Below are 26,453 nucleotides of genomic sequence, written 5' to 3' on the forward strand. Positions count from 1 at the left end.
TAATTATTGATATTTAATAGCTGTTAATTAATAAGCAAGTATAGACTTAGGGGGTGTTTTTACAGGCTTTTTTTAAAATCTTCCATAATATATTGTGCCGCTTTAACGGGAGATACCTTTGATGTTATAACCTCGCTTTCTAGAGTAGATAGTTTGCTTTTCATGTGAGGTGTACCATAGAATAAGTGTTTTAGTTCTTCGTTAATGTTATTATACATCCACTTAATTTTTTGATGATTTCTATTTTGATCAAAATACCCATTTTTATGAACTAAGTCTTTGTATTTTAAGACTTGTTCCCAAACGGTTCGTATTCCTGTGTTTTTCGTTGAAGAGGCTTTAGTTACAACTGGTGTCCAGCCTGAATCTGGTTGAGGAAAAATGTGTAAGGCATTTTGATATTGCAATCTAGCCATTTCACTGTTTTTAATATTATCGCCGTCTGCTTTGTTAATAACAACCATATCGGCCATTTCCATAATACCCTTTTTAATACCTTGTAATTCGTCTCCGGCTCCAGCAAGCATTAAGAGTAGGAAGAAATCTGTCATGCCGTGAACCGCAGTTTCCGATTGTCCGACACCTACGGTTTCTACTAAAATGATATCGTAACCAGAAGCTTCGCAAAGGAGCATGGTTTCTCCAGTTTTGTTGGCAACACCACCAAGCGTATCGCCTGTAGAGGATGGACGAATATAAGCGTTTTCGTTATTGCTTAATTCTTCCATTCGAGTTTTGTCTCCAAGAATACTGCCTTTGGAACGTTGACTGCTTGGGTCTATAGATAAAATAGCAACTTTATGATTTAAAGAGGTTAAGTATTTACCAAACGCTTCTATAAAAGTGCTTTTACCAACTCCAGGGACTCCTGTAATACCAATACGAATAGATTTTCCGGAATAGGGTAGAATAGATTGAATAATTTCTTTAGCGAGTATTTTGTCGCTTTCTAAATTACTTTCTATAATGGTTATTGCACGAGAAAGGATAACTCTACTCCCTTGTAATACACCATCTATATATTCTTGAGCTGTTAATCTGTTTTTGCGTTTATATGCTTTCATTTTGTCCCTGTAAATTAATAACTTAATTCGTTGTTACCGTGTTTTACAAAGATACTTATAACCGCAAAAATCACCATAAATACGGCATTGTTTTTTAAGTAAACAAGACTGTATTTATGGTGATTTTTGCGTTAGTGATTGCAGCGTAAATCCTTTTGCTTTTTTGCAAAAGATTGTAGCGAAAAGCGCGACCCTTAGGGTAACGCCCATATTGATTTAAACTTTAGAAGTTATCGATTTAAAAAACACATAACCAAACCCTAAAAATAACATTAGGTGAAACGGAAATAACCCAAAATCGCCACCTTGGTCTCCAACAACAAAAGCGCTGTACATACCGAAAGCGAAATAAAGTGTAAGTATACCTTCGAAAATTACATTTACAGAGATGTTTTTCTTGATGTATTTATTGCCTTTCCAACTGTCTTTAAGAGTGCTTATATTGAATTTTGGTGTACGAACAAATTCACTTCGTTTACCCATATGGCCTTCTAAAACAGCTATAGAATTATGTAGTGAAAAGCCCATCGCTACTGTGAAAAAGGTGAAAAACATACCAATATATTTGATGAAGTTTTTAATACCTCCACCATAAATATTTTTATACATAAACCAATAGCATATAAAGAAAATAACACTACTTACTACAAAGAAACTCATGACGTAGAAGTATGGTTTTAAATGCGCATATTCATTCTTAATATACAACATTGGAATACTTAACACGGCTACAATAAATACATTTAAAAACATGGTACTGTTTAATAAATGGAGTACACCGTGAAGTTTTGTTTTACCAGAAATATTGTCTGATTTTAAAACGCGCCAAAGCATTTTTCTGAAGTTTTCTGCACCACCTTTATTCCAACGAAATTGTTGAGAGCGTGCAGCACTAATTACAACAGGAAGTTCTGCAGGCGTTTCTACGTCTTCTAAATATTTAAATTTCCAGTTTTTAAGTTGTGCTCGGTAGCTTAAATCAAGATCTTCGGTAAGTGTATCGCCTTCCCAGTTTCCAGCATCAATAATACAGTCTTTACGCCAAACACCAGCAGTACCGTTAAAGTTTATAAAATGGCCTTTACTATTTCTACCAACTTGTTCTAGTGTAAAATGTGCATCTAATGCAAAGGCTTGAATTCGTGTTAGTAATGAATATTCACGGTTTATATGCCCCCAACGGGTTTGTACAACACCTATATTTCTGTCTTTAAAATAAGGAAGCGTACGTAATAACCAATCTGATTCTGGTAAGAAATCTGCATCGAAAATGGCAATAAATTCTCCTTTTGCTATTTCTAGTCCTTCTTTTAAGGCTCCAGCTTTAAATCCGCTACGGTCTGTTCTTGTAATATGTACAATGTCTAATCCTGTTGCTTTAAGTCTTTGTACATGCTCGAAAGTGGTTTGGACAGTTTCGTCTGTAGAATCGTCTAAGACTTGAATTTCCAATTTGTGTTTTGGATAATTCATAATTGCTATGTTTTCCAATAAGCGATCCATAACGTACATTTCGTTATAAACAGGTAATTGAATGGTAACATATGGTAGCTCCTTTTCTTTAGAAATGTCTAAAGGAGGCAAATGTGTATCTTTCTTGTGTGCAGAAAGATAATTTAACAATAAGTTTAACTGAGCTAAAGCATACATGAAAATTAATGCTAAAGAAGTTGAGTAAATGGCAATTATAATAATTTCTAAGATCATTTTTTTATACTATATTTAAAAATCCAGTACAAGATTTTTATGCCTGCAAATATAGCACCTTTTATCGTACCTGAAACTTTTGAAACTCCAATTCTGTTGCGATATTTTACAGGGATTTCTCTGTAAGTAAAATGCTTTCTCAGAACTTTAAGTTGCATCTCTACTGTCCAACCATAAGTTTTGTCTAACATGTTTATTTCTAGTAGTTTACTGTATTTTATGGCGCGAAAAGGGCCAAGATCTGTAAAAGTTGACTTAAAAAATAAACGCATTAATGAGGTTGCTAACCAGTTTCCAAATTCTTGAGGAACCGTCATTGAGCCTTTTTCGCGAAGATTTTTCGTACGTGCGCCGACAACAAAATCGACATTTTCTTCTAGAATTGGTGCAATAAGTTTTGTTAATTGTTCTGGGTAATCGCTATAATCTCCATCTAGAAAAACAATGATATCCGGTTTTACATTTAGCTTAGAAATATAGTCCATACCTTTTAAGCAAGCATAACCATATCCTTTATTAGTCTCTGTTAAAACAGTCGCTCCTGCTTGGATTGCATTTTCTACAGTTTTGTCGGTAGAATTGTTACTAACCACAATAACTTCGTTAACAATATCTGGGATATCGTGGATGACTTTTGAAATAGAATCTGCTTCGTTATACGCAGGAATAATAACTTTAATTATGGACATATTAGGATTCAGAATGGGATGGCAAATATAATTAGATATTTGGATTTGCCTTTGTGTTTTTAAATTCTTCTTGTTAATTATAAATAATAATGGTTTGTAAATATAAGACGATGACCATTTTATACCAGAAATGTCTAGTTTAAAATGGTCATCGTGTTACTCCTATAATTCAGTTTCTAATACTGCTTAGTATGCTTACAACATTTATTTAAGTCTATCAAAAATGTAAAACCTTTCAATTCTTTAATTTTCTTCTTCTGTTTCAATACTTTTAAATTCTTTTATTGCTTGATTGGGTTCTATAATATTGTACCCTTTCCAGAATTCGGGATCGTAGGCAGGAAGATATATAGGAGAAACTTCTGCTTTTTCTTTAAATGTATTAAAATCTACTTCGGTTATGGTTTCGTTTTCAAATACAACTAATTCCCTTTTAGAGTAATTGGTTGCTATAAAATTGATATCGGCAGACAGTTCATTTTGTTTTCTTCGTCCTTTAACATGTTTGTTTTTTTCAATAATTTTAAGCGGTCTGTCTATACCTGTTTTATTTGCAGTTTCTATTTCAGCATATTTTAAACTGTAAGTGTTAGTCTTGTTTTTTGCATAAATTAAACTCCCTTGGCGTTTGTATACGTCTAGCGAAACGCCTAAAAGCTTAAATGTTTTTAACGATTTTACATTTTTAAAATCGATTCTTATTACAGCAAAATCGTCTGTGTTTATATATAAAACGCCTTTGTAATCTTCACTTCGTTTAGGTTTAAATGCAATTTTATAAACATATTGATCATTTAAAAATGAATAATCTAATAGTTCGAATTCGTAACGGTTTGATTTATGAATACAGTTTAAACTGGACTTGTCGTTTGTGAAACTGCTTTTTTCAATTCCATAGATTACGTTTTTTCTATATCTTAAAAAATTTTTCTTTTTGTCTTCTTCCTTTTTCTTTTCGGCTTCTAAGAATGCTTCAGTTTTTTTATTGGATTCATCTTGGAAGAATGAAGAATCTATATCTTCTTTTGTGCCAAACCAACCCGATTTAATTTTAAAATAAGAATCGCGTTTAATGTGTTTTTTTACAATATTATTTAGCTTTTTTTCATAAGCTTCAAAGGTCATTTCATTATTTTTATCGTATAGTTCCGAGGCTTTTAAAATTTCTAATTTTATAATGGTATCTTCTACTTTTTCTAATTTGTTTTTATATAATTCACCTAGTATTTCTGTGTATTGATATGATTTTAATGGGATATCGTTTAAAATACTATCTGTTAATTCTTGATTGAATTCTGGAATGGTAGAAGCTTTAATTTTAATCGATTTTCTAAGAATTGTAGATCCGTACGTTTGTCTAAAGAAGAGTTTGCTCTTTTCGAAAGTTCCTGAGTAATTTTTATCTAAATTTTCTTCAACTTTATCAATAATTTCTTCAACAGTATAATTTTTATTAAACAGCATAACTTCTCCTAATTCAATAGATTTAGGTTTTAAATAGATTATACTATCTAGAAATGTTTTAGTTGCAAATTGTTTAGACTCGTAACCTAAACAACTAAAATAAAGCGAATCTTGTTCTGAAATCTTTTTGTTTATCTGAAGTTGAAATTGTCCTACATCATTACTTATTACGCCAGAGGTCTTGTTGAATGAAATCGTTGCAAAAGGGATAGGTGCTTGGCTTGTGGAGTCTAAAATTCTAGCATGAATTTCGGTCTGAGCCATGATTGTTGAAGCACTAAATAAAAAAAATAAGAAGATAAAAAAGTAGAGGTGTTTCATGTTGGTAGTTTTTGTGAAAGTAATTTATTACACTAAACGATGAATACACTTTAGATTTTTATTAAGTAAACTTTATTAATTTTTAACACTTACATGCTTTAAATAGTAATCGTAAAGTGTTTGAGGTGAGTTTCCTAATCTGTATTTTAAATGAATTACTGAGTAATGATATTGCAAAAAGTAAATCCCTTTTATATGATACCGCCTTGCAGAAGTTGTTAGTTTTTGTTGAATAACAGTAAAGTTTGTCGCTTTATAAGTGCTATTTATAAAATGATTGTCTTCATAAATTTTGTACTCTTCATTATAGCCACCTAGGGTTTCGAAAAGTGCTTTAGTAATAAATAAACTTTGGTCACCACCGCGACTTATTTTCCAAGTAAATTGCGTGAGCCAACCTGATAACTTTAGTAGCCAATGCGACGAATTAAACGACATTTTAAAGCAACCCGCTTGTGTTTTGCTGTTCACGGATTTTAAGATGTAATTATCGAAATTTTCAGGCGGATAAGAATCTGCGTGAAGAAAATATAGAATGTTTCCTTTTGCCTGTTTTGCGCCCAAATTCATTTGTTTACCTCTTCCTTTTTCGGAATGTAAAAGAGATACTTCTGTAAAGACGTTAACTACTTCTTGTGTTTGATCTGTACTGCCTCCATCAACAATTATAATTTCTTTAATGTTTATTGAAGATGCATTTTTTAATAAATATGGAATTAATTCCTGAAGGTTTTTGGCTTCATTAAAAGTGGGAATTATTATCGAAATTTTACTCATTTAAGTGTTTAGGATATAGCTTTATGTTTTTACTTATCTTTTTTGTTTAAAGGGTAGAGTTCTTGATCTATAAAATGCTTTGGAAACTTTTCGTCTTCTTCAAAGCCTAATTCTATATCTCTTCCATTATAAGGGATGTAATCTGTTTTAAATAAGTAATCCCAAATACTTAATGTTATTCCGTAATTAGATCCGTAAATAGAGTTTGGAGGTAACTCTTTAGCATGATGCCAAATGTGCATTTTAGGGTTGTTTAGGATATATTTTAACGGGCCGTAATTCCAACCCAAATTAGCATGATTTAAATGCCCAATTGTAATGGCAAAAAAATGAACTAAAACAACGTCTTGGACATTAAACCCACCAATAATAGCAATAGGAAGATACAGTAAAGATTTGTAAAGTACGGGTTCCATCCAGTGATAACGTAAGTGTGCCGCAAAACCCATTTCTTTTATTGAGTGATGTACTTTATGGAAATCCCATAGTAACGGAAAACGGTGTAATAAACGGTGTGTATTCCATTGTATAAAATCACTCACTATAAAAAAGATAAATAAACCAACTGCTTTTGGTAATTTGTTTACATTAAAAAGCTGAATATTTTCTATAGACAATCCAAAAATAGCGAGTATATCGTTAAATATTTCTTCAGCGGTATTTGATAATGCTATGAGGACAATTAAATTCAGAAGAAAAAAATTGAAGAACATATAGAACGTATCTAACCAAAAGTCTTTTCTGAAAATAGGTTGATTTTTTCGCCATGGGAATGTGATTTCTAAGCCCCAAACCATTAATGAAATAACAATTAAACCATAGAAATAATTATCCCAATGGTTTATCGATATTAACTCGTATTTTAAATATCTCCAGTATCCAGAGTACGAATCTTGAATGATGTTAATGTATTTATCCATAAGTAAACATCTTGTTTATAGAGTTGTGAACTTTAAAAACAAGATGTGAATACGTTTTTAAATTCTTTTTTAAAGAGAAATTATAGCGATTTTATAAGATCTTTAAAAAGGGTTATCATTTTAGGTTCAGCTTTTTCTGCCATAGCAATAATGTCTTTTATATCTACAGGGTGTAAGTTATCTGGATCTCCCTTGTCTGTTATAACAGAAACAGCAGCTGCTTTTAAATTTAAGTGATTTGCTACAATAATTTCAGGAACAGTACTCATACCTACAGCATCTACACCTAATAGTTTTAGCATTCTGTATTCTGCACGTGTTTCTAATTGAGGGCCTAACATACTTGCATAAACGCCTTCATGTAAAGTGAAATTGTGAGCTTTCGCGATCTCTTTAAATTTGGTGTTTATTTCTTTATCGTAAGGTGCACTCATGTCTGCAAAACGTTCACCTAGTTTAGATACGCCTTTAAATGCCAAAGGAGAACCACCAAGTAAATTAATATGGTCGTCTATTAGCATTAAATCACCTTTTTCGTAATCTAAATTTACGGCTCCAGATGCATTCGAAACTAATAGTGTATGTATTCCTAATTGGTTCATGATACGAACTGGGTAGGTAATGTCTTGTAAGGTGTAGCCTTCGTATAAATGAAAACGGCCTTGCATAACCACTACTTTTTTGCCTTCTAATTCACCATAAATTAATTTTCCTTTATGAAACTCTACAGTTGCGGTAGGAAAGTATGGAATTTGGTTGTAACTCACTTCGTGAATTATAGAAATGTCTTCTAATAATTTTCCTAATCCTGTACCTAAAATAATTCCGATTTCAGGTTTGTCGAAGCCTTTGTTTTGTAAAAATTCTGTGGTTTCGTTAATGTATTTAATCATGATGTATGGTATATTTTTTAAATTGAGGATAATTTTTTATATCTTCAAATGTATCGATATCATTTAATTCTTCAAGTAAATAAACCGATTTGTTAGTTAAGTTTTTTAAGGATTCTTCAAGCACAGAAGGTGTTCCCCAGGCTTTATTTTGAAACAATTCGCTGTGTAACGTTTTCATTCCTAGTAAATAATATCCGCCATCTTTTGCTGGTCCAATAACAACGTCGTTATGCTCTAATTGATTAAAAGCATCGTTAATATTTTCAGAGGTAAGATCTAAGATATCACTACCAATAATAACGACTTTCTGATAATTATTCTGAAATAAATCTTTGAAAGCATGATTCATACGTTCGCCTAAATCTTCACCTTGTTGTAGTTTTTTTCTAAAATTATTATCGTCCCAAGTATCATTTTTATGAATATGCTCAGAATAAAACACAAAATTATCAGCTGTCACGCTTTCAGAAATTTTAGCCGTATGCTGTAAAAGTGTCCTGTATATTGCTAAAGCATTTTCGTCTCCAATAGTTTTGGCTAAACGGGTTTTGCATTTTCCCAATTCTGGGTTCCTTGCAAAAACAATAAGTGCTTTTTTTGAGGTTGGAAAATGAAATGTAGCAATAGCTTCATCATCATTTTCCATATCATTCGAGGTTAAAAATCCCATGTTTTAAAAGTAATATTAAATAAAATTGAATTTATAAAAATTAAGCGACATTACCTTGGCAACTACTTCCTGCGCCAGCTGTACAGCCATAACAATGTTGTGAAGTTACAATTTGCCTACCGCTTAATACGTTTTCATTGTAATCAGAAATATGTTTTATTTTGCTATTTACAGGTAATTCTAGCATTTGGTTAAAATCGCAATCGTACAAAAATCCATCCCAACTTACAGATAGTGTATTGGTGCACATTACGCTTTTTGCAGCCTGAGGATTGTATGCTTCAACAAGTGCATACATATAATCTTCATAATTTTCTGAAGCAATTAAATAGTCTAAAAATCGACTTATAGGCAGATTTGTAATCGCAAATAATTGATGGAAGTGTATATCAAAATCATCTAATAATGCATGTTTAAAATCTTTTTCCATAGCCGATTGATTTGCGGGTAAAAAGGCACCTGAAGGGTTGTAAACTAAATCTAATCTTAAATCGCTTCCTGGGATACCGTATCCAACAGCATTTAAATCTTTTAAAGCTTGAATAGATTGGCTAAACACTCCTTTTCCGCGTTGCTTGTCTGTTTTTCCTTGCGTCCAATGTGGCATAGAACTGACTACATGAATATTGTGTTTTTTGAAAAAATTAGGTAAATCGTGATACTTTTTATTCGCACGAATAATGGTTAAATTCGAGCGGACAATAAAATCTTTGATTCCTGCTTTGGCAGCTTCCTCTACAAACCATCTAAAATTAGGATTCATTTCTGGGGCGCCACCTGTTAAATCTAAAGTATGTGCTTTGGTGGTTTTTATAACTTCAAGACATTGTTGCATGGTTTCTCGCGTCATGATCTCTTTTCTATCTGGACCGGCATCTACATGGCAATGTTCACAGACCTGGTTACACATATACCCCACGTTAATTTGAAGAATTTCTAGTGTATTAGCGGTTAATTCTTTAATGCCTGTTTCTGCTAATTTTGTTTTAAAAGTTGGTAATTCACCATTTTTAAATATGCCATTTGCTAAAAAGTCTAATTGTTCCCGACTTTGCGCTAATTTGTTGTTGCGTTTATGTAGTGATTTTTGAGTCATGTTATTTTCCTATATGATAAAGTTTTTTGTCCCCTTAAATAGACTTTAAGGTTCCCATATTAGTTCTGAGTTTTTGTCTAAAAAACTACATTTCTAATTTATTTACTTTATTCATCATTTGTACACCGTGTACTAAAGAAGCACCTCCGCGAATGGCAGCAGAGACATGTAGTGCTTCCATCATTTCTTCTTTTGTAATACCACGTTGCAAAGCATCTCCTGTGTATGCATCTATACAATAAGGGCATTGTACCGTGTGAGAAACAGCTAATGCAATTAACGATTTTTCGCGTTCAGATAAAGCCCCTGCTTCAAATACTTTTCCGTAGTAATCAAAGAATTTTTCCCCTAATTCTTCATTCCAATCAGATATTTTACTGAATTTTTTTAAGTCGGCTGGATCGTAATATGTTTTTTGCATGCTTTTAAAATAGTTTATTTACATCTGTTTAAAAATGTAAGCTTTAATTAAGTCGTTTGTTTTAAAATTTATTTACAGCTAATTTACGGATTTCTGAAATTGTATCTAACAAGATCTTGTTAATCTGCTTAATTATGATTTATTTTAATCTTCTTAAAGATTCACCATGGATTATTTTGTAATTATTACCACACTCGTTTTTCTCTCCGCTGTTTTTGGATATATAAATGTGAGATTTTTAAAAATGCCCAATACTATTGGTTTAATGTTTATAACCTTAGTTTTTACATTAGTTGTTTTAGGAATAGCAACAATAGATAAAACACTTTTAGTCGCAGAAAGGACGTTAATTACAGATATAGATTTCGAAACAGTACTGTTAGATATCATGCTTAGTTTTATGCTCTTCGCAGGTGCATTACACACTAATTTTGAACAGTTAAAAGTACAACGTTGGCCTGTTTTTGTATTTGCTACAGTGGGTACTTTGCTGTCTACTTTTTTAATAGGTGGTTTTATGTACGGCGTACTCATGTTATTAGGATTTAATATAGGTTTTATATATTGTTTGCTTTTTGGAGCCTTAATTTCTCCTACCGATCCTATTGCAGTACTCGGTATTTTAAAAAAGGTTGGTGTCCCGAAAGATTTAGAGGCGAAAATTGTTGGAGAATCGTTGTTTAATGATGGTGTAGGTGTTGTGGTGTTTTTAACCATATTTGAAATTGCTAATACTTCTGGAGGAGGTGGTTTTGAAGTGACTGGTGTTCTTGAGTTATTTGGTCGCGAAGTTATTGGAGGTGTTCTTCTTGGACTTCTTTTAGGATACGGAACCTACAGATTAATGCGGTCTATAGATGATTATGATATAGAAGTTATTATCACTCTAGCGACAGTTATGGTTGGAACTGTTATTGCTCAGGAATTTCATTTATCTGCACCTTTAGCCATGGTAACAGCAGGATTGGTTGTGGGGAATGATACGGTAAGAGGATCTGCAATGTCTGAAATTACTGAGAATTATGTAGATAAGTTTTGGGAATTAGTAGACATACTCTTAAATACCATTTTGTTTGTATTAATAGGAATGGAGATGTTGGTTTTAGAATTTCAGTGGACTTATATTTTTGCCGGTTTATTGGCTATTCCTATTGCTTTGATAAGTAGATATATTTCGTTATACGGACCAATAAGTATGTTCGAAAAACGGTTAGATTTTATTCCTAAAACAAATAAAATTATGACATGGGGAGGTTTGCGTGGTGGGATTTCTATTGCGTTGGCTTTAAGTTTAACTAAAGACATGCATAGGGAGTTATTTCTTGTAGTTACTTATATGCTTGTGGTGTTTTCTATTTTAGTACAAGGGCTATCTTTAAGTGCGCTTGTAAAACGACTAATACAGAGGGGTAAGGGTTAAATTATAACAAATGTGTTTTGCATTAGAGATAAAATTAAAAGAGTTAAAGGGATTGGTTATTATTTGTTAACTTTTCATTCGCTTAAATAAGTTTAAAAGATGAACGAAAAATTTTCAAGTGCTTGGACTAAAATGCTAGATAAGCTAGAAACTTGGTTTGATAATATTGTATTGAATTTCCCTAATTTTATAATTGCTTTTGTAGTATTTTTAATTGTGTTGTTAATTTCTAAAAACATAAATAAGGTTACTTTAAGATTTTTAGACAAAAGCAAACTACAACGGTCAATGAAAAACTTGATCTCAAAACTGATTTCTGCGATTATTATCTTATTAGGACTGTTTTTTGTTTTAGGAATTTTAAACCTGAGTAAAACTTTAAATACCATTTTGGCAGGTGCAGGAGTGTTAGGTTTAGCCGTTGGTTTGGCTTTACAAGGCGCTTTGGCTAATTTTTACTCCGGAATAGTACTGTCTTATGTTAATTTTGTGAAGTTTGGAGATTGGGTAGAGAGTAATGGTTTTGAAGGTGAAATTATAGATATTGATTTACGTTCGGTAACCCTTAGGCAAGTCGATAATAATTTGGTTTACATACCCAATAAGATGGTTGTAGACAGTCCTATAAAAAATTATTCAACCACGTCTCAATCTCGTGTAATTTTAGGATGTGGTGTGCATTACGATTCAGACTTAAATTTGGTAAAAGAATTGGTTGTAAATACTATTTTTAAAGAGTTTGAAGCGGTAACCAATAAGCAAGATGTTTTGTTTTTGTATAAAGAGTTTGCCGATAGTTCTATAAATTTTGAAACACGCTTTTGGATCGATTCTACTTCTGCTTTAGAAGTTGCGAAAGCTAAATCTGAAGCAATAATAGCAATAAAAGCGGTGTTTGATGCTAATGATATTAATATTCCGTTCCCAATTAGAACTTTAGATTTTCCAGAAGGATTTTTAAATACAGGTTCACAAAATCCGGGGATTAGTACTAACCCATAAATTAAGTGTTTGTTGAAGGGAATTCTTTCAAAAATAATATTAATTCTAAGTGTAATTTTATTACAATCTCAAGCTATGTCAAGTATTTTAATTTCTAAACATCATACAGTTCCGGAATCTATTAAAAAGGAAGCCAAAGAAGCGCTTTCTTTTTATCCAGAACTTGAAGATGTAGAGATAGATATTCGTTTTAAAAAAGAAATTAAGAAATCTACTATGCAAGCTCAACCTCAATTTTGGAGTTTGTTAAAAGGAAGAAAGGGGAGACGCTATGTGATTTTTATTAGTAAGAAAATTAAAATTACAGACTCCGAATTTTCTACAAAAAATATTCCATCCAATATTATAGTGGGGTGGTTAGGTCATGAGCTGGGGCATGTGTGCGACTATCAGAATAGATCCTCTTTTGGTCTTGTAATATTCGGATTTAAATATCTGTTCTCAGAAAAATTTATAAAAGAAGCAGAGCGTAATGCAGATTCTTTCGCTATTATTCATGGTATGGAAGATTATATAGTCGAGACTAAAAATTTTATTCTAGAGCATGCTAATATTCCTGAAAGTTATAAGAACAGAATTAAACGTTTTTATTTGTCTCCAGAAGAAATTATGTTGTTAATAGACGAGCGTGATAAAAAAATGAAAGTAGAATAATAAATTAGTTATTAACAAAATCTTCCCAAGTTTTAAATTTATCCTCGTTCATGACGCGTTCCATTTTTACTTGTCCGCCTTTCTTTTTATTTTTTGCATTCCAATTGTAGAAGATTTCTGGATTAATTAATTTCACCTTCAATCCTTTTAATGCTTTAGAACGCGCAACGGCATAGTTTTTATTTGCGTCTTTTAAAAAGTTGTCAATTGCTCCAGCAATTGTATTGGTATCTTGTGTGGTATTTTCGGTGCCTAGATACCAGCAGTGGTAAAAACCATCTTCGAACTCTTTTGCGCATATGGTGAATTCAGGAATTTTCATTCCAAATTTTTCTTCTAAATGCATTATTGCGTCATTCATTTTATTAACAGAAAGTTGAGAGCCAACAGTGTTCAAGAAGAATTTTGTGCGTCCTGTAATTTTAATTTCAGCACGTTCAATATCTGTGAACATTATGGTGTCTCCAATAATATAACGCCAAGCTCCAGAAACGGTACTAATAATAAGTACGTAGTCTGTGTCTGGTTTTACATTATCCAAAGTAACACAAGGGGCGTTTGGGGTAATCGATCCATCTTCTAAAATATATTCAGGTTTAAAAGGAACAAATTCAAAATAAATGCCGTTATCGGTAACCAATTGCATAGCTGTGGTTTCTGGTCTGGCTTGAAAAGCTATAAAACCTTCAGAAGCCAAATACGTGTCTATAACAGTTATAGGATGTTCTAAAAGGGCATTAAAACTTTTTTCGTAAGGCTGAAAAGCAACTCCTCCTGTAGTATATACTTGTAGGTTAGGCCAAATCTCATGAATATTCTTTACGTTGTGGAATTCAATTACTTTTTTTAGCATTAGTTCTAGCCAAGAAGGAATACCGCTTAAAGCTCCAATGTCCCATTTTTTTGCATTCTGAGCAATTTTAAGAACGCGTTCGTCCCAATCATCAATTTTAGAAATGTCTTCGCCAGGTTTATAGTATCCACGAAACCAAAACGGAATATTACTTGCGCTAATACCACTAATTTCACCTTCAAAATGATTTTCTTTTTGAACCAAATCTGTCGAACTTCCCAGCATCATAATCTCTTTCTCGAAGAAATCCGGAGGTAAGTCGAATGCATTTAAGGCAAACACTTGTTGGATTCCTGCATTACGAATAGATTCTATCATGGCTTTTGTTACTGGAATACGCTTGCTTGTCTTTCCTGTAGTACCAGAGCTTAAAGCGAAATAATCAGGATTTCCTGGCCAAGTAATATCTTCTTCTTTATTGTGTAAACGGTACCACCATTCGTTATTTATTTTGTTGTAATCGAAATATGGAATAGATTCAGAAAAAACAGAATCAAAATCTTTATGATCTAAAATGGTTTCAAAATTATAATGTTTTCCAAATGCGGTATCTTTTGCAGTTTCTAAAAGTGATTTTAAAACTTCTTTTTGATTTTCTACAGGATTAGATTCTGGAGTTAGTGTGTCCTTAATTTGAATTACACCTTTAATAATATTACCAATAATAGCCATAACGTTTGTATAAAATTCTTAAGTAAAAATAATAAAGCTATACACTAAAGTTGAACTCTATACAGTTAAAAAATAATCTAAACGATAATAAGTATTGAGATTAAATAAGTGATTTGAGGATTTGTTGTAAAAACAAAAACCCCGAAAACATAATGTTTTCAGGGTTTTCTGGTGGTGCCTCCAGGAATCGAACCAGGGACACAAGGATTTTCAGTCCTTTGCTCTACCAACTGAGCTAAGGCACCAGTGCGTAATTGCGAGTGCAAATATACACGCTTTTTTTAGTTCTCCAAAACATTTTTATAAAAAATTACTTTCGTAAATTCGTTTTTTAAATAATTACTATGAATTTAATAATTGATGTAGGGAATTCTTTTGTAAAACTTGCTGTTTTTGAAGGGGATAGGATTTTGGATAAAAAAACAGTTGATGCAGAACATTTTTTTGAAAATCTCAAAAAATTTATTGAAAAGCATCAAAATATAAAAAAAGGCATCATGTCTTCGGTTGGAACTTTAACAGAAATTGATGTTTTTGAATTAAAAAAATCATGCGAATTATTGATTTTAGATCAAGAGACTCCAGTTCCTTTTCTTAATCGTTATGCAACTCCTAAAACATTAGGTATAGATAGAGTTGCTTTGGTTTGCGCAGCAGTGCATCAATTTAAGTATAAAAATGTACTTATAATTGACGCAGGAACATGTATTACTTACGATTTTGTTTCTAGTGAGTCAGAATATTTTGGAGGTGGAATTTCACCTGGATTAAATTTAAGATATAAAGCATTAAATAATTATACTTCTAAGTTGCCGTTATTATTACCAGAACAACCCTCTGAACTTATTGGTAATTCTACGAATGCATCAATTCATTCAGGAATAGTGTATGGAATTTTAAATGAAATTGAAGGGACTATTTCTAGATACCAAGAAAAGTATGGAAATTTAACAATTATTTTAACAGGAGGCGATTCAGATTTCTTGTTCAAGCAATTAAAAAGTAGCATATTTGTTAACTCTAATTTTCTCTTAGAAGGATTAAATTATATTTTACAATTTAACTCAGGCAAGTAACTAATAAGCCTGTTTAGATTTTAATTTTTGCTTAAATCATTAAAAAGATACTTAATATAGAGACCTGTATCTGTTCTATACTTTAACAAATTTAGATTAGAATTTATAATTATGCTTATTAAAAATGATATTTTGAATAACTTTGGCATGTCTTTTGGTGTTAGATTAGCAAATATTGTTTTTTATTCGATTATTTTTGTAGGATTCGAAAAAGAAGAAGAGGAATATTAAACAAGTGCTGAATTAAAGAAAACTTTCTTAACTTTAGCACCGCATTATTTTTAAAAACGAAGGATTATTCGTTGCATGGAATTATGATTAACTTTACTCAAAAAAAAAAATTATGAAAATGAAAGTTACTTTAATAGTAGCAGTATTATGTTTAGGCTTAACAAGCGGTTTTGCCCAAACTCAAGAAGAATGTACTACTAAATTATCTATTTTTCACGAATATGTAAAAGCTAAAAATTACGATGCAGCTTATACGCCTTGGATGGAAGTTAGAAAAGCTTGTCCTAAATTTAATAAAGCAATTATTATTGATGGGGATAAAATCTTAGATTATAAGATTGAAAATTCTACGGGTGCAGAGAAAAAAGCATACATCGAAGATTTAATGAAGTTATGGGAAGAAGAATTAACTAATTTTCCAAGCAGATCTTCTCAAGGAGAGTTGTTGGCTAAAAAAGGACAATTGATGTATGAGCACAAAGCTGAATTGGGGTTAACTGATTTAGAAGTTTATGATACTTTTGATAAAGGTTTTACCACAGATAAAAAGAATTTTAAAAACCCTAAAAGTTTATATACGTACTTTTCTTTAATGGTAGATTTATATGATGCTAAACAAAAAACAGCTCAAGATTTATTTAATAAATATGATGATGTTGTAGAGAAAATAGATGAAGAAGTTGCAAACTTCTCTGCAAATTTAAATAAGATAATCGAAAAGGAAGAGTCAGGTGCTACTTTAACAAGTAAAGAAATAAAACTTAAGAAGCCTTACGAGAGTTACTTAAATGCTTACGATCAAATTTCTGGTAGTATTGATGGTAAGTTAGGTGAACGTGCAAACTGTGAAAACTTAATTCCTTTATACGAGAAAGATTTCGAATCACATAAAACAGATGCTGTTTGGTTACAAAGAGCTGCTGGTAAAATGTCTGATAAAGAATGTACAAGCGATCCTTTATTCTTTAAATTAGTAAACGCATATCATAATTTAAATCCTTCTGCAAACTCTGCTTATTATTTAGGGATCTTAAAAGATAAAGAAAACAAAACAAGCGAAGCTATTAAGTATTACGAACAAGCTTTAAGTTTAGAAACAGACTCTTACAAAAAAGCAAAATTATATAGTAAAATTGCTGATAAATTAAAAAGAAGTCATTCATACTCTAAAGCAAGAAGCTACTATCGCGAAGCTTTAAAATTAAACCCATCTAACGGTCGTCCTCACTTACAAATTGCTTCTATGTATGCTGCAAGTGCAAACAACTGTGGAGACTCTACATTTAATAAACGTGCTGTATTCTGGTTAGCTGCAAACGAAGCTTCTAGTGCTGGTCGTGTAGATCCAACATTAAAATCTCATGCATCACAAGCTGCTGCTAATTATAGAGCTAAAGCACCTCAGAAATCAGATATTTTCTCTGAAGGTAATGCGGGTCAAACTATCAATATTGGATGTTGGATTGGATTAAGTGTAACGGTTCCTAATCTATAAACATGTTTTTAAAACATTATAAAAGTTTATTCATGGTCATAGCTATTGCTATGACCATGTTTGTTTCTTGTAGTAAAAACAGAAGTGAGGTTAACGAATTAACTAGGTCTACAAACGAGCCAATTGGTATTGCAGAACATATTAATCTTAAATATACCGATTCTGGGAAGCTTAAAGCCAATTTGATTAGCCCGAAAATGTTAGATTATTCTAATCGTGAATTTTCTTTTTCAGAATTTACAGAAGGAGTGCACTTGTATTTATACGATAAAGACAAGAATAAAAGTACTGTTATTGCAGATTATGCCATTGTGTACGATAAAACAGGCTTAATAGATATGCAAGGTAATGTTGTGTTAGCAACTTCTACTAATGATACATTGTTTGCTAAACAATTATTTTACGACCAAAATAAACAATGGTTGTCTACAAATTTACCAGTTACTTTTAGAACTAAAGGAGATATTATAAATGGAAATGGTTTCGATTCTGATGTTAATTTTAAAGAAGCAGAAGTACTTGAAATTAACGGAATTATTACACTTGACGAATAATTAGTTACCTTTACATAAAATTAATTTTTATATCAATCATGAATAAATCATTTAAGCTTTTTCAATACGCTTATTTAATATTTGCTGTTGTGTTTTTATACGATGTTATTTCTAAATACATGGCAACAGGAACAATTACTTATGCTTCACTAATACTTTGTGTTGCCGCAATTTTTATGTTTTTCTTTAGACAGAAATTCAATAAAAAATTTGATAATAAAGACTAATTGCTATAGATGACTTCTGCTATCATCATTATTGTTGTTTCTTTAATTCTATCTGCATTTTTTTCAGGTATGGAGATTGCCTACGTGTCGTCTAATAAAATCCATATTGAAATAGAAAAAATGCAAAAAGGGTTCTTAGCAAAAGTATTAACCAAACTAACCGCAAAACCTTCAAAATTTATTGCAACCATGCTTATTGGTAACAATATTGCTTTGGTTATTTATGGTTTTTTTATGGGCGATTTGCTGGTAAATTGGTTTCAATCTATGCTATTAAATTCAAATTCAGCAATTGTAAATTATATGCTGAATGATTTAAGTTTATTAACACAAACAGTAGTTTCTACGCTTATTATTTTAATTACAGCAGAATTCTTACCTAAAGTTTTTTTTCAGATTTACGCAAACTCTTTAATTAAATTTTTTGCAGTTCCGGCGTACTTCTTTTATTGGCTATTCAGTCTGATTTCAGATTTTGTACTATGGGTTTCTAACTTTGTTTTAAGACGTTTTTTTAAAACAGAAGGCGATCAAGTACAACTCGCATTTACTAAAGTAGAACTTGGAAATTATATTTCCGAACAAATGCAATCTGTTGAAGAAAGCGACGAAATAGATTCAGAAATTCAGATTTTTCAAAATGCATTAGAATTTTCAGAAGTTAAGGCTAGAGAAGTTATGGTGCCTAGAACAGAAATAATCGCAGTAGAAATTCTGGAACCTACAAAAAATTTAAACACTTTAATAATAGAGTCTGGATGTTCTAAAATTTTAGTTTATAAAGAAACAATAGACGATATTTTAGGGTATGTGCATTCGTTCGAACTCTTTAAAAAACCAAAATCAATTAAATCTATAATACTTCCTGTAGAGTTGGTGCCGGAAACTATGTTAATTAAAGATGTCTTGAGTGTTTTAATTAAAAAACGAAAGAGTATTGCTGTTGTTTTAGATGAATATGGAGGTACATCTGGAATTATGACTGTTGAAGATATTATTGAAGAACTGTTTGGAGAGATTGAAGATGAGCACGATACGATAGATTTGATTGAAGAAAAAATAGATGATAAAAACTATACTTTTTCAGCAAGAATTGAAGTCGATTATTTAAATGAAAACTACAAATTAAACATTCCTGAAAGCGAAAACTATGAAACTTTAGGTGGTTTTATTGTTAATCATACCGAAGAAATTCCAGAACAAGACGAAGTTGTTGTCATCAATGATTTCGAATTTACAATTCTAGAAGTATCAAATACTAAAATAGACTTAGTCGGACTTACCATAGTTAACCCCGATTAATTTTTTAATTCATACAAATTAAATGAATTATTTGGTGTTTTCTCCTTTTATTATTAAAAGGAAAATGGTATTTTCGCGCCCAATATTTCATATAATTTAAATGACAAATGGCAGTTTTAAATAAAATTAGACAACGTTCACTTTTCTTAATCCTAATTATTGCACTAGCATTATTCTCTTTTGTACTTTCTGGATTATTCCAAAATGGAAGTGCTTTAGCGGGTAAATCCCAAAATGTTGTAGCTACAATTAATGGTAAAGAAATTTCTAGAGAAGATTTTTTACGTAAAGTTGAGTACGCACAAAGACAAATGGGACAAGGAGTAACAAATACGCAAGCAATGAATCGTGTTTGGGAACAAGAAGTTAGACAAGCCGTTATGGAGTCTCAATATGAAAATTTAGGATTCACTGTTGAGCGTGATCAAATGAGAGACTTGTTAAAAACGAACTTAGCAAGTAGCCCAGAATTTCAAAATGAAGTTGGATTATTCGACGAGAATAAACTAAACGAATATATTGCTAACCTAAAAGCAACTTCTCAAGAAGCTTACCAACAATGGATCGATTATGAACAATCTATCGCTTCGGCAGGTATGCAACAAGATTATGTAAACATGGTTAAGGCTGGTGTTACAGGAACTTTGGCTGAAGGAAAAGTAGAGCATGGCTTAGAGAATAATAAAGTAGATATTAGATATGTACAAGTACCATTTTCATCAATTTCTGATAGTACTGTATCTGTTTCTAAATCTGAAATTTCTAGTTATATAAAAGACCACAATAAAGAATTTCAAGTTGAAGCGTCTAGAGATATCAATTATGTAGAGTTTAGAGAAGTTGCTTCTTTAGAAGACGAAAAAGAGATTTCTTCTGCTTTATCTGGTTTATTAAATAATTCTGTAGTTTATAACGACCTTACTAAAACGAACGATACACTATTAGGTTTTGCAAAAGTAAAAGATAACGAAACTTTCGTGAATTCTAATTCAGATATTAAATACGATAACCGTTTTGTTTTTAAATCGGCTTTAGCTAAAAATTTAGCAGATAATTTATATAATGAAAGTGTTGGAAGTGTTTACGGACCATATAAAGATAATGGGTTTTTAAAATTATCTAAATTAGTTGCTGAAACATTTATTCCTGATTCAGCAAAAGCTAGACACATTTTAATTCCATTTATTGGATCTCGTGGAGCAACTGCAGAGACTACACAAACAGAAGTTCAAGCTAAGAAAACTGCAGACAGTGTTATGGCGGTTGTAAAAGCTAATCCAGCTAAATTTGTAGATATGTTAGATTTATCTGCAGATAAAGTGAGTAATGAAAAAGAAGGTGTTTTAGATTGGTTTACATACAATGCTATGGTGCCAGAATTTAGAGACTATACGTTCCAAAATAGTAAAGGTGATATTGGTGTTGTGAAAACAGACTTTGGTTACCATGTTATTGAAATATTAGATCAGACTTCTAAAGAGAGAGCTGTTAAAATTGCAACTATTGCTAGAACTATTGAGCCATCTGACGAAACAGTAGATAAAGTATTTAGAGATGCTTCTAAATTTGAAATCGCAGTAGCAGATAAAGACTTTCAAGCGGTATCTAAAGAAAACAATTATACTGTACGTCCTGTTAAAGGAATTGAGATTCTTCAAGAAAATATTCCTGGTTTAGGTAGTCAGCGTCAAATAGTACGTTGGACTTTTAATGAAGAAACTAAAGTAGGAGATGTAAAACGTTTTAATATTTCTGGCGGATATGCAATCGTACAACTTGCTGCTAAAAACGAAGCGGGTTTAATGTCTGTAGAGAATGCATCTGCAATTGTAGTTCCTAAATTACGTAAAGAGAAAAAAGCGGCCTTAATTAAAGACCGTGTTAAAGCTACAACTTTAGATGCTTTAGCTTCAGATGAAAAACAAACTATTAAAACAGCTTCTTCTATAAATATGAAAAACCCAACCATTTCTGGTGCAGGTAGAGAACCAATTATTGTTGGTGCTGCTTTTGGTTTAAAAGAAGGAGAAACGTCTAAATTAATTGTAGGAGAGAACGGTGTTTATATGGTTGAAGTTACTAAAGTTTCACCAGCAGCAGAATTAGAAAATTACCAAGCTTTTGCTAACCGTGTTGGTCAACAAAAAGCAAACGCAGTAAATACTAAATTATACGAAGCTTTAAAAGATGCTTCAGAAATTGATGATAATAGAGCAGAAACTGTTCAATAAATCACAGTTTAATATATATAAAATCCTCATCGTTAGATGAGGATTTTTTTTTGTTTTATAATGTTTTGTTGAGCTATAAAAAAACAGCTGATTCTTGTGTGCTTAATTAAAAGTGTATTATAGAATCATATCTTGATAGGGTAAAATTGTGTGATATCCCTTTTGATTAAAATATGTTGTAGGGTTGCCTTTAGAGGTTACCATAACAAAATCACCACCCCAAGCACCTAAACTTTTAATACTTCCAGAAAAATCAGGAAACAAGGTGTGTTTTACCGGTTTTAAATTAATAATGTCTGAAATAATAACTTCATGCGCTTCAATTAAGCTGTTGAAAGAATTAAAATCTGTACAGGTAATTAGTGCTTTAGTAATCGCATTAACGGCCGTAATTGCTTTAGATTTATCTGATGTGTTAGATTTATAATGCGCAATACCTTCGCGACTGTTTTGTTTCTGGTTTAAGTGAACAAAATATATATGTTTAGAAAAATCAGGATGAAAAACAATAGGTTTTATTATTGGTAATTTTTTTTCTAATGCATATGTAATAGGCGAGTTGTTTGATGCACAAGCAATATCATATCCGCTACCTCCAAAAGTAAGTTTAAGTAGCTTATATGGGTCTATTTTTGCCCAATTAGCTATATTGTTTATTAGTGTAGACGATGTGCCTAACCCCCAATTTGTAGGAAAATCTAAATGGGTTTTTATGTTGTATCCGATGTTGTGTTTCAAAAACTCTGGATTCAGAACTATAACAGTATTTAATATAGAGGCTAACCTATTTGTTAGCTCGTTATCTGTTTTAGACTGTAGTTTACCATCTTTTAAGACGAATTTTGCTTCCAGCCAAAGCATATTTGTGTTGTCAAAACTCTGCCAGTTTAAATAGTCACTTTGATTCTCTTCTACTGTAAGCGATTGACCGAATTTAGTGGGTAGTGCTAGCGCTTCAGCTCCGTTTAAGACTAAATATTCAGCAGTAATTAATAGTTTGCCATTGCTATAAAATCGGTTCATTATTGGCGTAGTTTTTCTAATGCTTCAACAACAGCACTATGCGATACAGCATGTGTTTTAAAATGATTTACGAGGGTGATTTTTTCTTCGGAGTTAGCTTCAAACTGATTTAAAATATTCATTAAATGCATTTTCATGTGGCCTTCTTGAATACCTGTTGTTGTTAGCGAACGTAAGGCTGCGAAATTTTGCGCTAAACCAGCAACGGCAATAATTTGCATTAATTCTTTAGCCGATGGTTTTCCAAGCATTTCTAAAGCTAATTTTACTAAAGGATGTAAGTTTGTTAATCCGCCAACGGTCCCTAATGCTAAAGGGATTTCCATCCAAAATGTAAATATGCCGTTTTCAATTTTAGCATGCGATAAACTACTGTAAGATCCGTTTCTAGAGGCATAAGCATGTACGCCTGCTTCAACTGCTCTAAAGTCATTACCTGTAGCTAAAACCACAGCATCAATACCATTCATAATACCTTTATTATGTGTAACGGCTCTAAAAGGTTCTATTTCGGCAATAGTTACCGCTTGTATAAATTTATTGGCAAATTCTTGTGCCGAGATGGTTTTATTTTCAGTTAACTCTTCAACTTTACAACTTACCTCTGCACGTACTAAACAATCTGGAACATAGTTAGACAGTATGCTCATTACAATTTCAATCTGTTGTTCTTCTGCTGTAAATTGTTCAAAATTTAATGCTTCTGTTTTAAATGTTTTAGCAAATTGTTCTAGACAAGAATTAATGAAATTTGCCCCCATGGCATCTGCAGTCTCAAAAGAAACATGTAGCTGAAAATAGTTAGGAATATCATCTGTTTTATCGCGTAATTCAATATCTAAAATACCACCACCACGTTTTTCCATGTTTTTAGAAAGTGGTTTTACTGCATTTAAAAGTTGTGGTTTTATATTGTTAAAATAGGTTTTTAGGTGTGTTTTATCACCTTGATACATAAAATGTACCTGGCCAATTTTTGTTGTAGAAATAACAGAAGTTTTAAATCCGCCACGATCTAACCAGAATTTAGCAGCTTTACTAGCAGCAGCAACCACAGAACTTTCTTCTATAGCCATTGGTATGGCATACATGTTGTTGTTAATCAAGAAATTAGGTGCAACACCTAACGGTAAATAGTAATTTGAAATGGTGTTTTCTATAAATTCGTCGTGAAGTTGTTGAAGTTTTTCATCAGAATTCCAATATCGTTCCAGAATTTTTTTAGCATCTTCTTGTTTAGGAAGATACGTATTAATAATCCAATCTATTTTTTTTGATTTTGATAGTTTTGAAAAGCCAGAAATTGTTTTATCGTTCATTCAATTTTAATTTAAACAGAACAAAGATAGTACTTATTAGAGGTAAAATACAGATTAAACCCATTGTATTGTCTATATAAACTGTTAATTGAAGCGGTAATTTCGTTAATTTTTATTAAACTTGGGGGCTTTTTAAAATTCTCCAATTTTAACTAATTTATAAACAATTATTCGTGAAGTATTACACTCCTTTATTACTGTTATTTATTCTAATGACAGGCTCAGTTTCGGCTCAACAAAAACAGATCACTTTAGAAGATATTTGGAATGGTAGTTTCAGAACAAATCGCATGGAATCTTTACATTCTATGACCAATGGGAAAGAATATTCTGTGTTAGATTTTGATAGAGAAACACGAACTACGGCTATAGATATTTACGATTATAAGACGTTAAGTAAAGTAAAAAGTTTAGTAAATTCTGGCGATTTATCAGATATTGAATATTTTACAGATTACACATTTAATAAAGATGAAACCAAGGTCCTTTTAGCTACGCAAGTCGAGTCTATCTTTAGACGTTCAACACTAGGTTATTATTTTGTTTTTGATACTTCTACAAAAAAAACAATATCAGTTTCTGAAGAAAAAATTCAAGAACCAACATTTTCTCCAGATGGTACAAAAGTAGCTTACGGATTAAATAATAATCTTTTTATAAAAAATTTAAAGACGGGGGAAACGACTAAAATCACTTCAGATGGTGTAGATAATAAAATTATTAATGGAATTACAGACTGGGTTTACGAAGAAGAATTTGCTTTTGTTCGTGCTTTTGAGTGGAATGCTGCTAGTAATAAAATTGCCTATATAAGATTTGATGAAACTAAAGTTCCTGAATTTTCAATGGATGTTTATGGAACTAATTTATATCCAGAACAAGATGTTTTTAAATACCCAAAGGCTGGTGAGGCAAATTCAGAGGTTTCTCTTCATATATTCGATTTAACTAAAAATAAAACGTCTGAAGTTACTTTAGATAAAAGCTATACTGATTTTTATATTCCAAGAATTAAATGGACTAACGAAGCAGATGTGTTAAGTGCACAATATACAAACAGGCATCAAAATGAATTGGATTTATGGATGATAGATGCTTCTAGAATGACCTCCAAATTAGTTCTTACAGATAAGGATGATGCTTATGTAGATGTTACAGATAACTTAACGTTTTTAGATGATAATAGTTTTATATGGACTAGCGAAAAAGATGGATATAACCATATATATCACTATAAAAAGGACGGCACACTAATTAATCAAATTACAACTGGTAATTGGGAAGTTACTAACTATTATGGTTATGATAAAAAAACTGAAAAGATATTTTATCAGTCTGTAGAAAACGGTTCTATTAATCGTGATGTGTATAGCATTTCGTTACAAGGGAAAAATAAAACACGTTTATCAGATAAAGAAGGTACAAATTCAGCCTCTTTTAGTGCTAATTTTACATACTTCATTAATACGTATTCTAGCGTATCAACCCCTCCTTTGTATACTTTAAATAGAGCTAAAAACGGAAAAATAATTAAAGTAATTAAAGATAATAAAGAATTAAAAGATCAATTAGCTTCATACAATATCTCTTCTAAAGAATTTAGTACGTTAAATGTAAACGGTAACGATTTAAACATGTGGACGATCAAGCCTTCTAATTTTGATGCTTCTAAAACATATCCATTATTAATGTTTCAATATTCAGGTCCAGGATCTCAAAGCGTAGCCAATACATGGTTAGGAGCAAACGATTTTTGGTACGAAATGCTTGCCCAAAAAGGATATATTATTGCATGTGTAGATGGTCGTGGTACTGGCTTTAAAGGCGCCGCGTTTAAAAAAGTTACACAAAAAGAATTAGGGAAATACGAATTAGAAGATCAAATACAAGCAGCAAAACAATTAGGAGATTTAACTTATATAGATAAAGAACGAATTGGAATTTGGGGATGGAGTTTTGGTGGTTTTATGAGTAGTAATGCTATTTTTAAAGGAAACGATGTCTTTAAAATGGCAATTGCAGTTGCGCCTGTTACAAGCTGGAGATTTTACGATTCTATTTACACAGAACGTTACATGACAACACCTCAAGAAAATCCTTCTGGTTACGATGAGAACTCACCCATTAATCATGTAGATAAACTTAAAGGCGACTTTTTGTTAGTGCACGGAACTGGAGATGATAATGTTCATGTTCAGAATTCAATGCAAATGATTGAAGCCTTAATTCAAGCAAATAAACAGTTTGAATGGATGCTTTACCCTGATAATAATCATGGTATTTATGGTGGTAATACAAGACTGCATTTATATACTAAAATGACAAATTTCTTAGATCAGAAATTAGGAGATAAAATTAAATAATAACTAAAC

The 26,453-nt window shown here is 31.6% G+C and carries 23 protein-coding genes and 1 tRNA gene; 10 read left to right on the top strand and 14 right to left on the bottom strand.

Annotation, left to right across the window (positions count from 1 at the left end; translation table 11 throughout):
* Positions 1-59: 59 nt before the first annotated feature.
* The 10 genes from meaB to Q1B05_RS04370 form a co-directional block, all read right to left on the bottom strand.
* Positions 60-1,064, bottom strand: a complete 1,005-nt coding sequence (meaB, locus tag Q1B05_RS04325; RefSeq protein WP_299777952.1) for a methylmalonyl Co-A mutase-associated GTPase MeaB — start codon at positions 1,062-1,064, stop codon at positions 60-62.
* A 216-nt stretch (positions 1,065-1,280) separates the two neighbouring features.
* Complete coding sequence (locus Q1B05_RS04330; RefSeq protein ID WP_299777954.1) at positions 1,281-2,771, bottom strand: cellulose synthase family protein; 1,491 nt, start codon at positions 2,769-2,771, stop codon at positions 1,281-1,283.
* On the bottom strand, positions 2,768-3,460 hold the full coding sequence (locus Q1B05_RS04335; protein ID WP_299777956.1) for a glycosyltransferase family 2 protein: 693 nt from the start codon (positions 3,458-3,460) through the stop codon (positions 2,768-2,770). The genes Q1B05_RS04330 and Q1B05_RS04335 overlap by 4 nt, the downstream gene beginning before the upstream one ends.
* A gap of 243 nt (positions 3,461-3,703) precedes the next feature.
* Complete coding sequence (locus Q1B05_RS04340) at positions 3,704-5,245, bottom strand: carboxypeptidase-like regulatory domain-containing protein (protein ID WP_299777958.1); 1,542 nt, start codon at positions 5,243-5,245, stop codon at positions 3,704-3,706.
* Between the two features lie 75 nt (positions 5,246-5,320).
* Positions 5,321-6,022 (bottom strand): TIGR04283 family arsenosugar biosynthesis glycosyltransferase, encoded by a 702-nt coding sequence (locus Q1B05_RS04345; protein WP_299777960.1) that lies wholly within the window; start codon positions 6,020-6,022, stop codon positions 5,321-5,323.
* A 29-nt stretch (positions 6,023-6,051) separates the two neighbouring features.
* A complete protein-coding gene (locus Q1B05_RS04350; RefSeq protein ID WP_299777962.1) occupies positions 6,052-6,942 on the bottom strand; it encodes a sterol desaturase family protein in 891 nt (296 codons plus the stop codon).
* An 80-nt stretch (positions 6,943-7,022) separates the two neighbouring features.
* Entirely contained in the window at positions 7,023-7,835 is an 813-nt protein-coding gene (locus Q1B05_RS04355; protein WP_299777964.1) for a purine-nucleoside phosphorylase, read from the bottom strand.
* A complete protein-coding gene (locus tag Q1B05_RS04360) occupies positions 7,828-8,505 on the bottom strand; it encodes a TIGR04282 family arsenosugar biosynthesis glycosyltransferase (RefSeq protein ID WP_299777966.1) in 678 nt (225 codons plus the stop codon). The genes Q1B05_RS04355 and Q1B05_RS04360 overlap by 8 nt, the downstream gene beginning before the upstream one ends.
* Before the next feature lie 40 nt (positions 8,506-8,545).
* On the bottom strand, positions 8,546-9,601 hold the full coding sequence (gene arsS / locus Q1B05_RS04365) for an arsenosugar biosynthesis radical SAM (seleno)protein ArsS (protein ID WP_299777968.1): 1,056 nt from the start codon (positions 9,599-9,601) through the stop codon (positions 8,546-8,548).
* A gap of 85 nt (positions 9,602-9,686) precedes the next feature.
* Positions 9,687-10,022: an arsenosugar biosynthesis-associated peroxidase-like protein gene (locus tag Q1B05_RS04370; protein ID WP_159022563.1), complete on the bottom strand. Its 336-nt coding sequence runs from the start codon at positions 10,020-10,022 to the stop codon at positions 9,687-9,689.
* A 166-nt stretch (positions 10,023-10,188) separates the two neighbouring features.
* Here Q1B05_RS04370 and Q1B05_RS04375 point away from each other — a divergent pair, with 166 nt between their 5' ends.
* From Q1B05_RS04375 to Q1B05_RS04385, 3 genes are all read left to right on the top strand, one after another.
* Positions 10,189-11,442: a sodium:proton antiporter gene (locus Q1B05_RS04375; RefSeq protein ID WP_299777973.1), complete on the top strand. Its 1,254-nt coding sequence runs from the start codon at positions 10,189-10,191 to the stop codon at positions 11,440-11,442.
* Positions 11,443-11,541: 99 nt separating this feature from the next.
* Positions 11,542-12,444: a mechanosensitive ion channel family protein gene (locus Q1B05_RS04380; RefSeq protein WP_299777975.1), complete on the top strand. Its 903-nt coding sequence runs from the start codon at positions 11,542-11,544 to the stop codon at positions 12,442-12,444.
* Between the two features lie 75 nt (positions 12,445-12,519).
* Positions 12,520-13,098 (top strand): hypothetical protein, encoded by a 579-nt coding sequence (locus Q1B05_RS04385; protein ID WP_299777977.1) that lies wholly within the window; start codon positions 12,520-12,522, stop codon positions 13,096-13,098.
* 4 nt (positions 13,099-13,102) lie between these two features.
* On the opposite strand, the gene Q1B05_RS04390 is transcribed toward Q1B05_RS04385, so the two are convergent.
* Positions 13,103-14,623, bottom strand: coding sequence for a GH3 auxin-responsive promoter family protein (locus Q1B05_RS04390; protein ID WP_299777979.1), 1,521 nt, complete (start codon positions 14,621-14,623; stop codon positions 13,103-13,105).
* A gap of 169 nt (positions 14,624-14,792) precedes the next feature.
* Positions 14,793-14,868, bottom strand: a tRNA-Phe gene (locus Q1B05_RS04395).
* 99 nt (positions 14,869-14,967) lie between these two features.
* Here Q1B05_RS04395 and Q1B05_RS04400 point away from each other — a divergent pair.
* The 6 genes from Q1B05_RS04400 (at position 14,968) to Q1B05_RS04425 (ending at position 21,739) form a co-directional block, all read left to right on the top strand.
* Complete coding sequence (locus tag Q1B05_RS04400; RefSeq protein ID WP_299777982.1) at positions 14,968-15,699, top strand: type III pantothenate kinase; 732 nt, start codon at positions 14,968-14,970, stop codon at positions 15,697-15,699.
* A 343-nt stretch (positions 15,700-16,042) separates the two neighbouring features.
* On the top strand, positions 16,043-17,425 hold the full coding sequence (locus Q1B05_RS04405) for a hypothetical protein (protein WP_299777984.1): 1,383 nt from the start codon (positions 16,043-16,045) through the stop codon (positions 17,423-17,425).
* A 32-nt stretch (positions 17,426-17,457) separates the two neighbouring features.
* Entirely contained in the window at positions 17,458-17,979 is a 522-nt protein-coding gene (gene lptC / locus Q1B05_RS04410; RefSeq protein WP_299777986.1) for an LPS export ABC transporter periplasmic protein LptC, read from the top strand.
* A gap of 38 nt (positions 17,980-18,017) precedes the next feature.
* Positions 18,018-18,206, top strand: a complete 189-nt coding sequence (locus Q1B05_RS04415; protein WP_299777988.1) for a hypothetical protein — start codon at positions 18,018-18,020, stop codon at positions 18,204-18,206.
* A gap of 9 nt (positions 18,207-18,215) precedes the next feature.
* Positions 18,216-19,508 carry a hemolysin family protein gene (locus Q1B05_RS04420; protein WP_299777989.1) on the top strand — a complete coding sequence of 431 codons (1,293 nt, stop codon included), beginning with the start codon at positions 18,216-18,218 and terminating at the stop codon, positions 19,506-19,508.
* 107 nt (positions 19,509-19,615) lie between these two features.
* On the top strand, positions 19,616-21,739 hold the full coding sequence (locus Q1B05_RS04425; RefSeq protein ID WP_299777990.1) for a SurA N-terminal domain-containing protein: 2,124 nt from the start codon (positions 19,616-19,618) through the stop codon (positions 21,737-21,739).
* Between the two features lie 117 nt (positions 21,740-21,856).
* Here the strand turns inward: Q1B05_RS04425 and Q1B05_RS04430 are convergent, their stop codons facing one another.
* Together Q1B05_RS04430 and Q1B05_RS04435 are read right to left on the bottom strand one after the other, a co-directional pair.
* The gene (locus tag Q1B05_RS04430) at positions 21,857-22,762 is read right to left on the bottom strand and encodes a GYDIA family GHMP kinase (RefSeq protein ID WP_299778013.1); all 906 of its coding nucleotides are present in this window, start codon (positions 22,760-22,762) and stop codon (positions 21,857-21,859) included.
* Entirely contained in the window at positions 22,762-24,081 is a 1,320-nt protein-coding gene (locus tag Q1B05_RS04435; protein WP_299778015.1) for a hydroxymethylglutaryl-CoA reductase, degradative, read from the bottom strand. Before Q1B05_RS04435 ends, Q1B05_RS04430 begins: the two co-directional genes overlap by 1 nt.
* A 212-nt stretch (positions 24,082-24,293) precedes the next feature.
* Between Q1B05_RS04435 and Q1B05_RS04440 the strand changes: the two genes are divergently transcribed.
* Positions 24,294-26,444: a S9 family peptidase gene (locus Q1B05_RS04440; protein WP_299778018.1), complete on the top strand. Its 2,151-nt coding sequence runs from the start codon at positions 24,294-24,296 to the stop codon at positions 26,442-26,444.
* Positions 26,445-26,453 lie beyond the last annotated feature (9 nt).

The sequence above is a fragment of the uncultured Formosa sp. genome (assembly GCF_947500765.1).
Taxonomy (GTDB): Bacteria; Bacteroidota; Bacteroidia; order Flavobacteriales; family Flavobacteriaceae; genus Formosa.

Excerpts from the sequence above, each read along its gene's own strand:
- Q1B05_RS04360 (WP_299777966.1), bottom strand. The coding sequence starts at position 8,505 with ATGGGATTTTTAACCTCGAATGATATGGAAAATGATGATGAAGCTATT.
- Q1B05_RS04345 (WP_299777960.1), bottom strand. The coding sequence starts at position 6,022 with ATGAGTAAAATTTCGATAATAATTCCCACTTTTAATGAAGCCAAAAAC.
- lptC (WP_299777986.1), top strand. The coding sequence starts at position 17,458 with ATGGTCATAGCTATTGCTATGACCATGTTTGTTTCTTGTAGTAAAAAC.
- Q1B05_RS04390 (WP_299777979.1), bottom strand. The coding sequence starts at position 14,623 with ATGGCTATTATTGGTAATATTATTAAAGGTGTAATTCAAATTAAGGAC.
- Q1B05_RS04370 (WP_159022563.1), bottom strand. The coding sequence starts at position 10,022 with ATGCAAAAAACATATTACGATCCAGCCGACTTAAAAAAATTCAGTAAA.
- Q1B05_RS04400 (WP_299777982.1), top strand. The coding sequence starts at position 14,968 with ATGAATTTAATAATTGATGTAGGGAATTCTTTTGTAAAACTTGCTGTT.
- arsS (WP_299777968.1), bottom strand. The coding sequence starts at position 9,601 with ATGACTCAAAAATCACTACATAAACGCAACAACAAATTAGCGCAAAGT.
- Q1B05_RS04430 (WP_299778013.1), bottom strand. The coding sequence starts at position 22,762 with ATGAACCGATTTTATAGCAATGGCAAACTATTAATTACTGCTGAATAT.
- Q1B05_RS04440 (WP_299778018.1), top strand. The coding sequence starts at position 24,294 with ATGACAGGCTCAGTTTCGGCTCAACAAAAACAGATCACTTTAGAAGAT.
- Q1B05_RS04425 (WP_299777990.1), top strand. The coding sequence starts at position 19,616 with ATGGCAGTTTTAAATAAAATTAGACAACGTTCACTTTTCTTAATCCTA.
- Q1B05_RS04380 (WP_299777975.1), top strand. The coding sequence starts at position 11,542 with ATGAACGAAAAATTTTCAAGTGCTTGGACTAAAATGCTAGATAAGCTA.
- Q1B05_RS04340 (WP_299777958.1), bottom strand. The coding sequence starts at position 5,245 with ATGAAACACCTCTACTTTTTTATCTTCTTATTTTTTTTATTTAGTGCT.
- Q1B05_RS04330 (WP_299777954.1), bottom strand. The coding sequence starts at position 2,771 with ATGATCTTAGAAATTATTATAATTGCCATTTACTCAACTTCTTTAGCA.
- Q1B05_RS04420 (WP_299777989.1), top strand. The coding sequence starts at position 18,216 with ATGACTTCTGCTATCATCATTATTGTTGTTTCTTTAATTCTATCTGCA.
- Q1B05_RS04375 (WP_299777973.1), top strand. The coding sequence starts at position 10,189 with ATGGATTATTTTGTAATTATTACCACACTCGTTTTTCTCTCCGCTGTT.
- Q1B05_RS04415 (WP_299777988.1), top strand. The coding sequence starts at position 18,018 with ATGAATAAATCATTTAAGCTTTTTCAATACGCTTATTTAATATTTGCT.
- Q1B05_RS04355 (WP_299777964.1), bottom strand. The coding sequence starts at position 7,835 with ATGATTAAATACATTAACGAAACCACAGAATTTTTACAAAACAAAGGC.
- Q1B05_RS04350 (WP_299777962.1), bottom strand. The coding sequence starts at position 6,942 with ATGGATAAATACATTAACATCATTCAAGATTCGTACTCTGGATACTGG.
- Q1B05_RS04435 (WP_299778015.1), bottom strand. The coding sequence starts at position 24,081 with ATGAACGATAAAACAATTTCTGGCTTTTCAAAACTATCAAAATCAAAA.
- Q1B05_RS04405 (WP_299777984.1), top strand. The coding sequence starts at position 16,043 with ATGAAAATGAAAGTTACTTTAATAGTAGCAGTATTATGTTTAGGCTTA.
- Q1B05_RS04385 (WP_299777977.1), top strand. The coding sequence starts at position 12,520 with ATGTCAAGTATTTTAATTTCTAAACATCATACAGTTCCGGAATCTATT.
- Q1B05_RS04335 (WP_299777956.1), bottom strand. The coding sequence starts at position 3,460 with ATGTCCATAATTAAAGTTATTATTCCTGCGTATAACGAAGCAGATTCT.
- meaB (WP_299777952.1), bottom strand. The coding sequence starts at position 1,064 with ATGAAAGCATATAAACGCAAAAACAGATTAACAGCTCAAGAATATATA.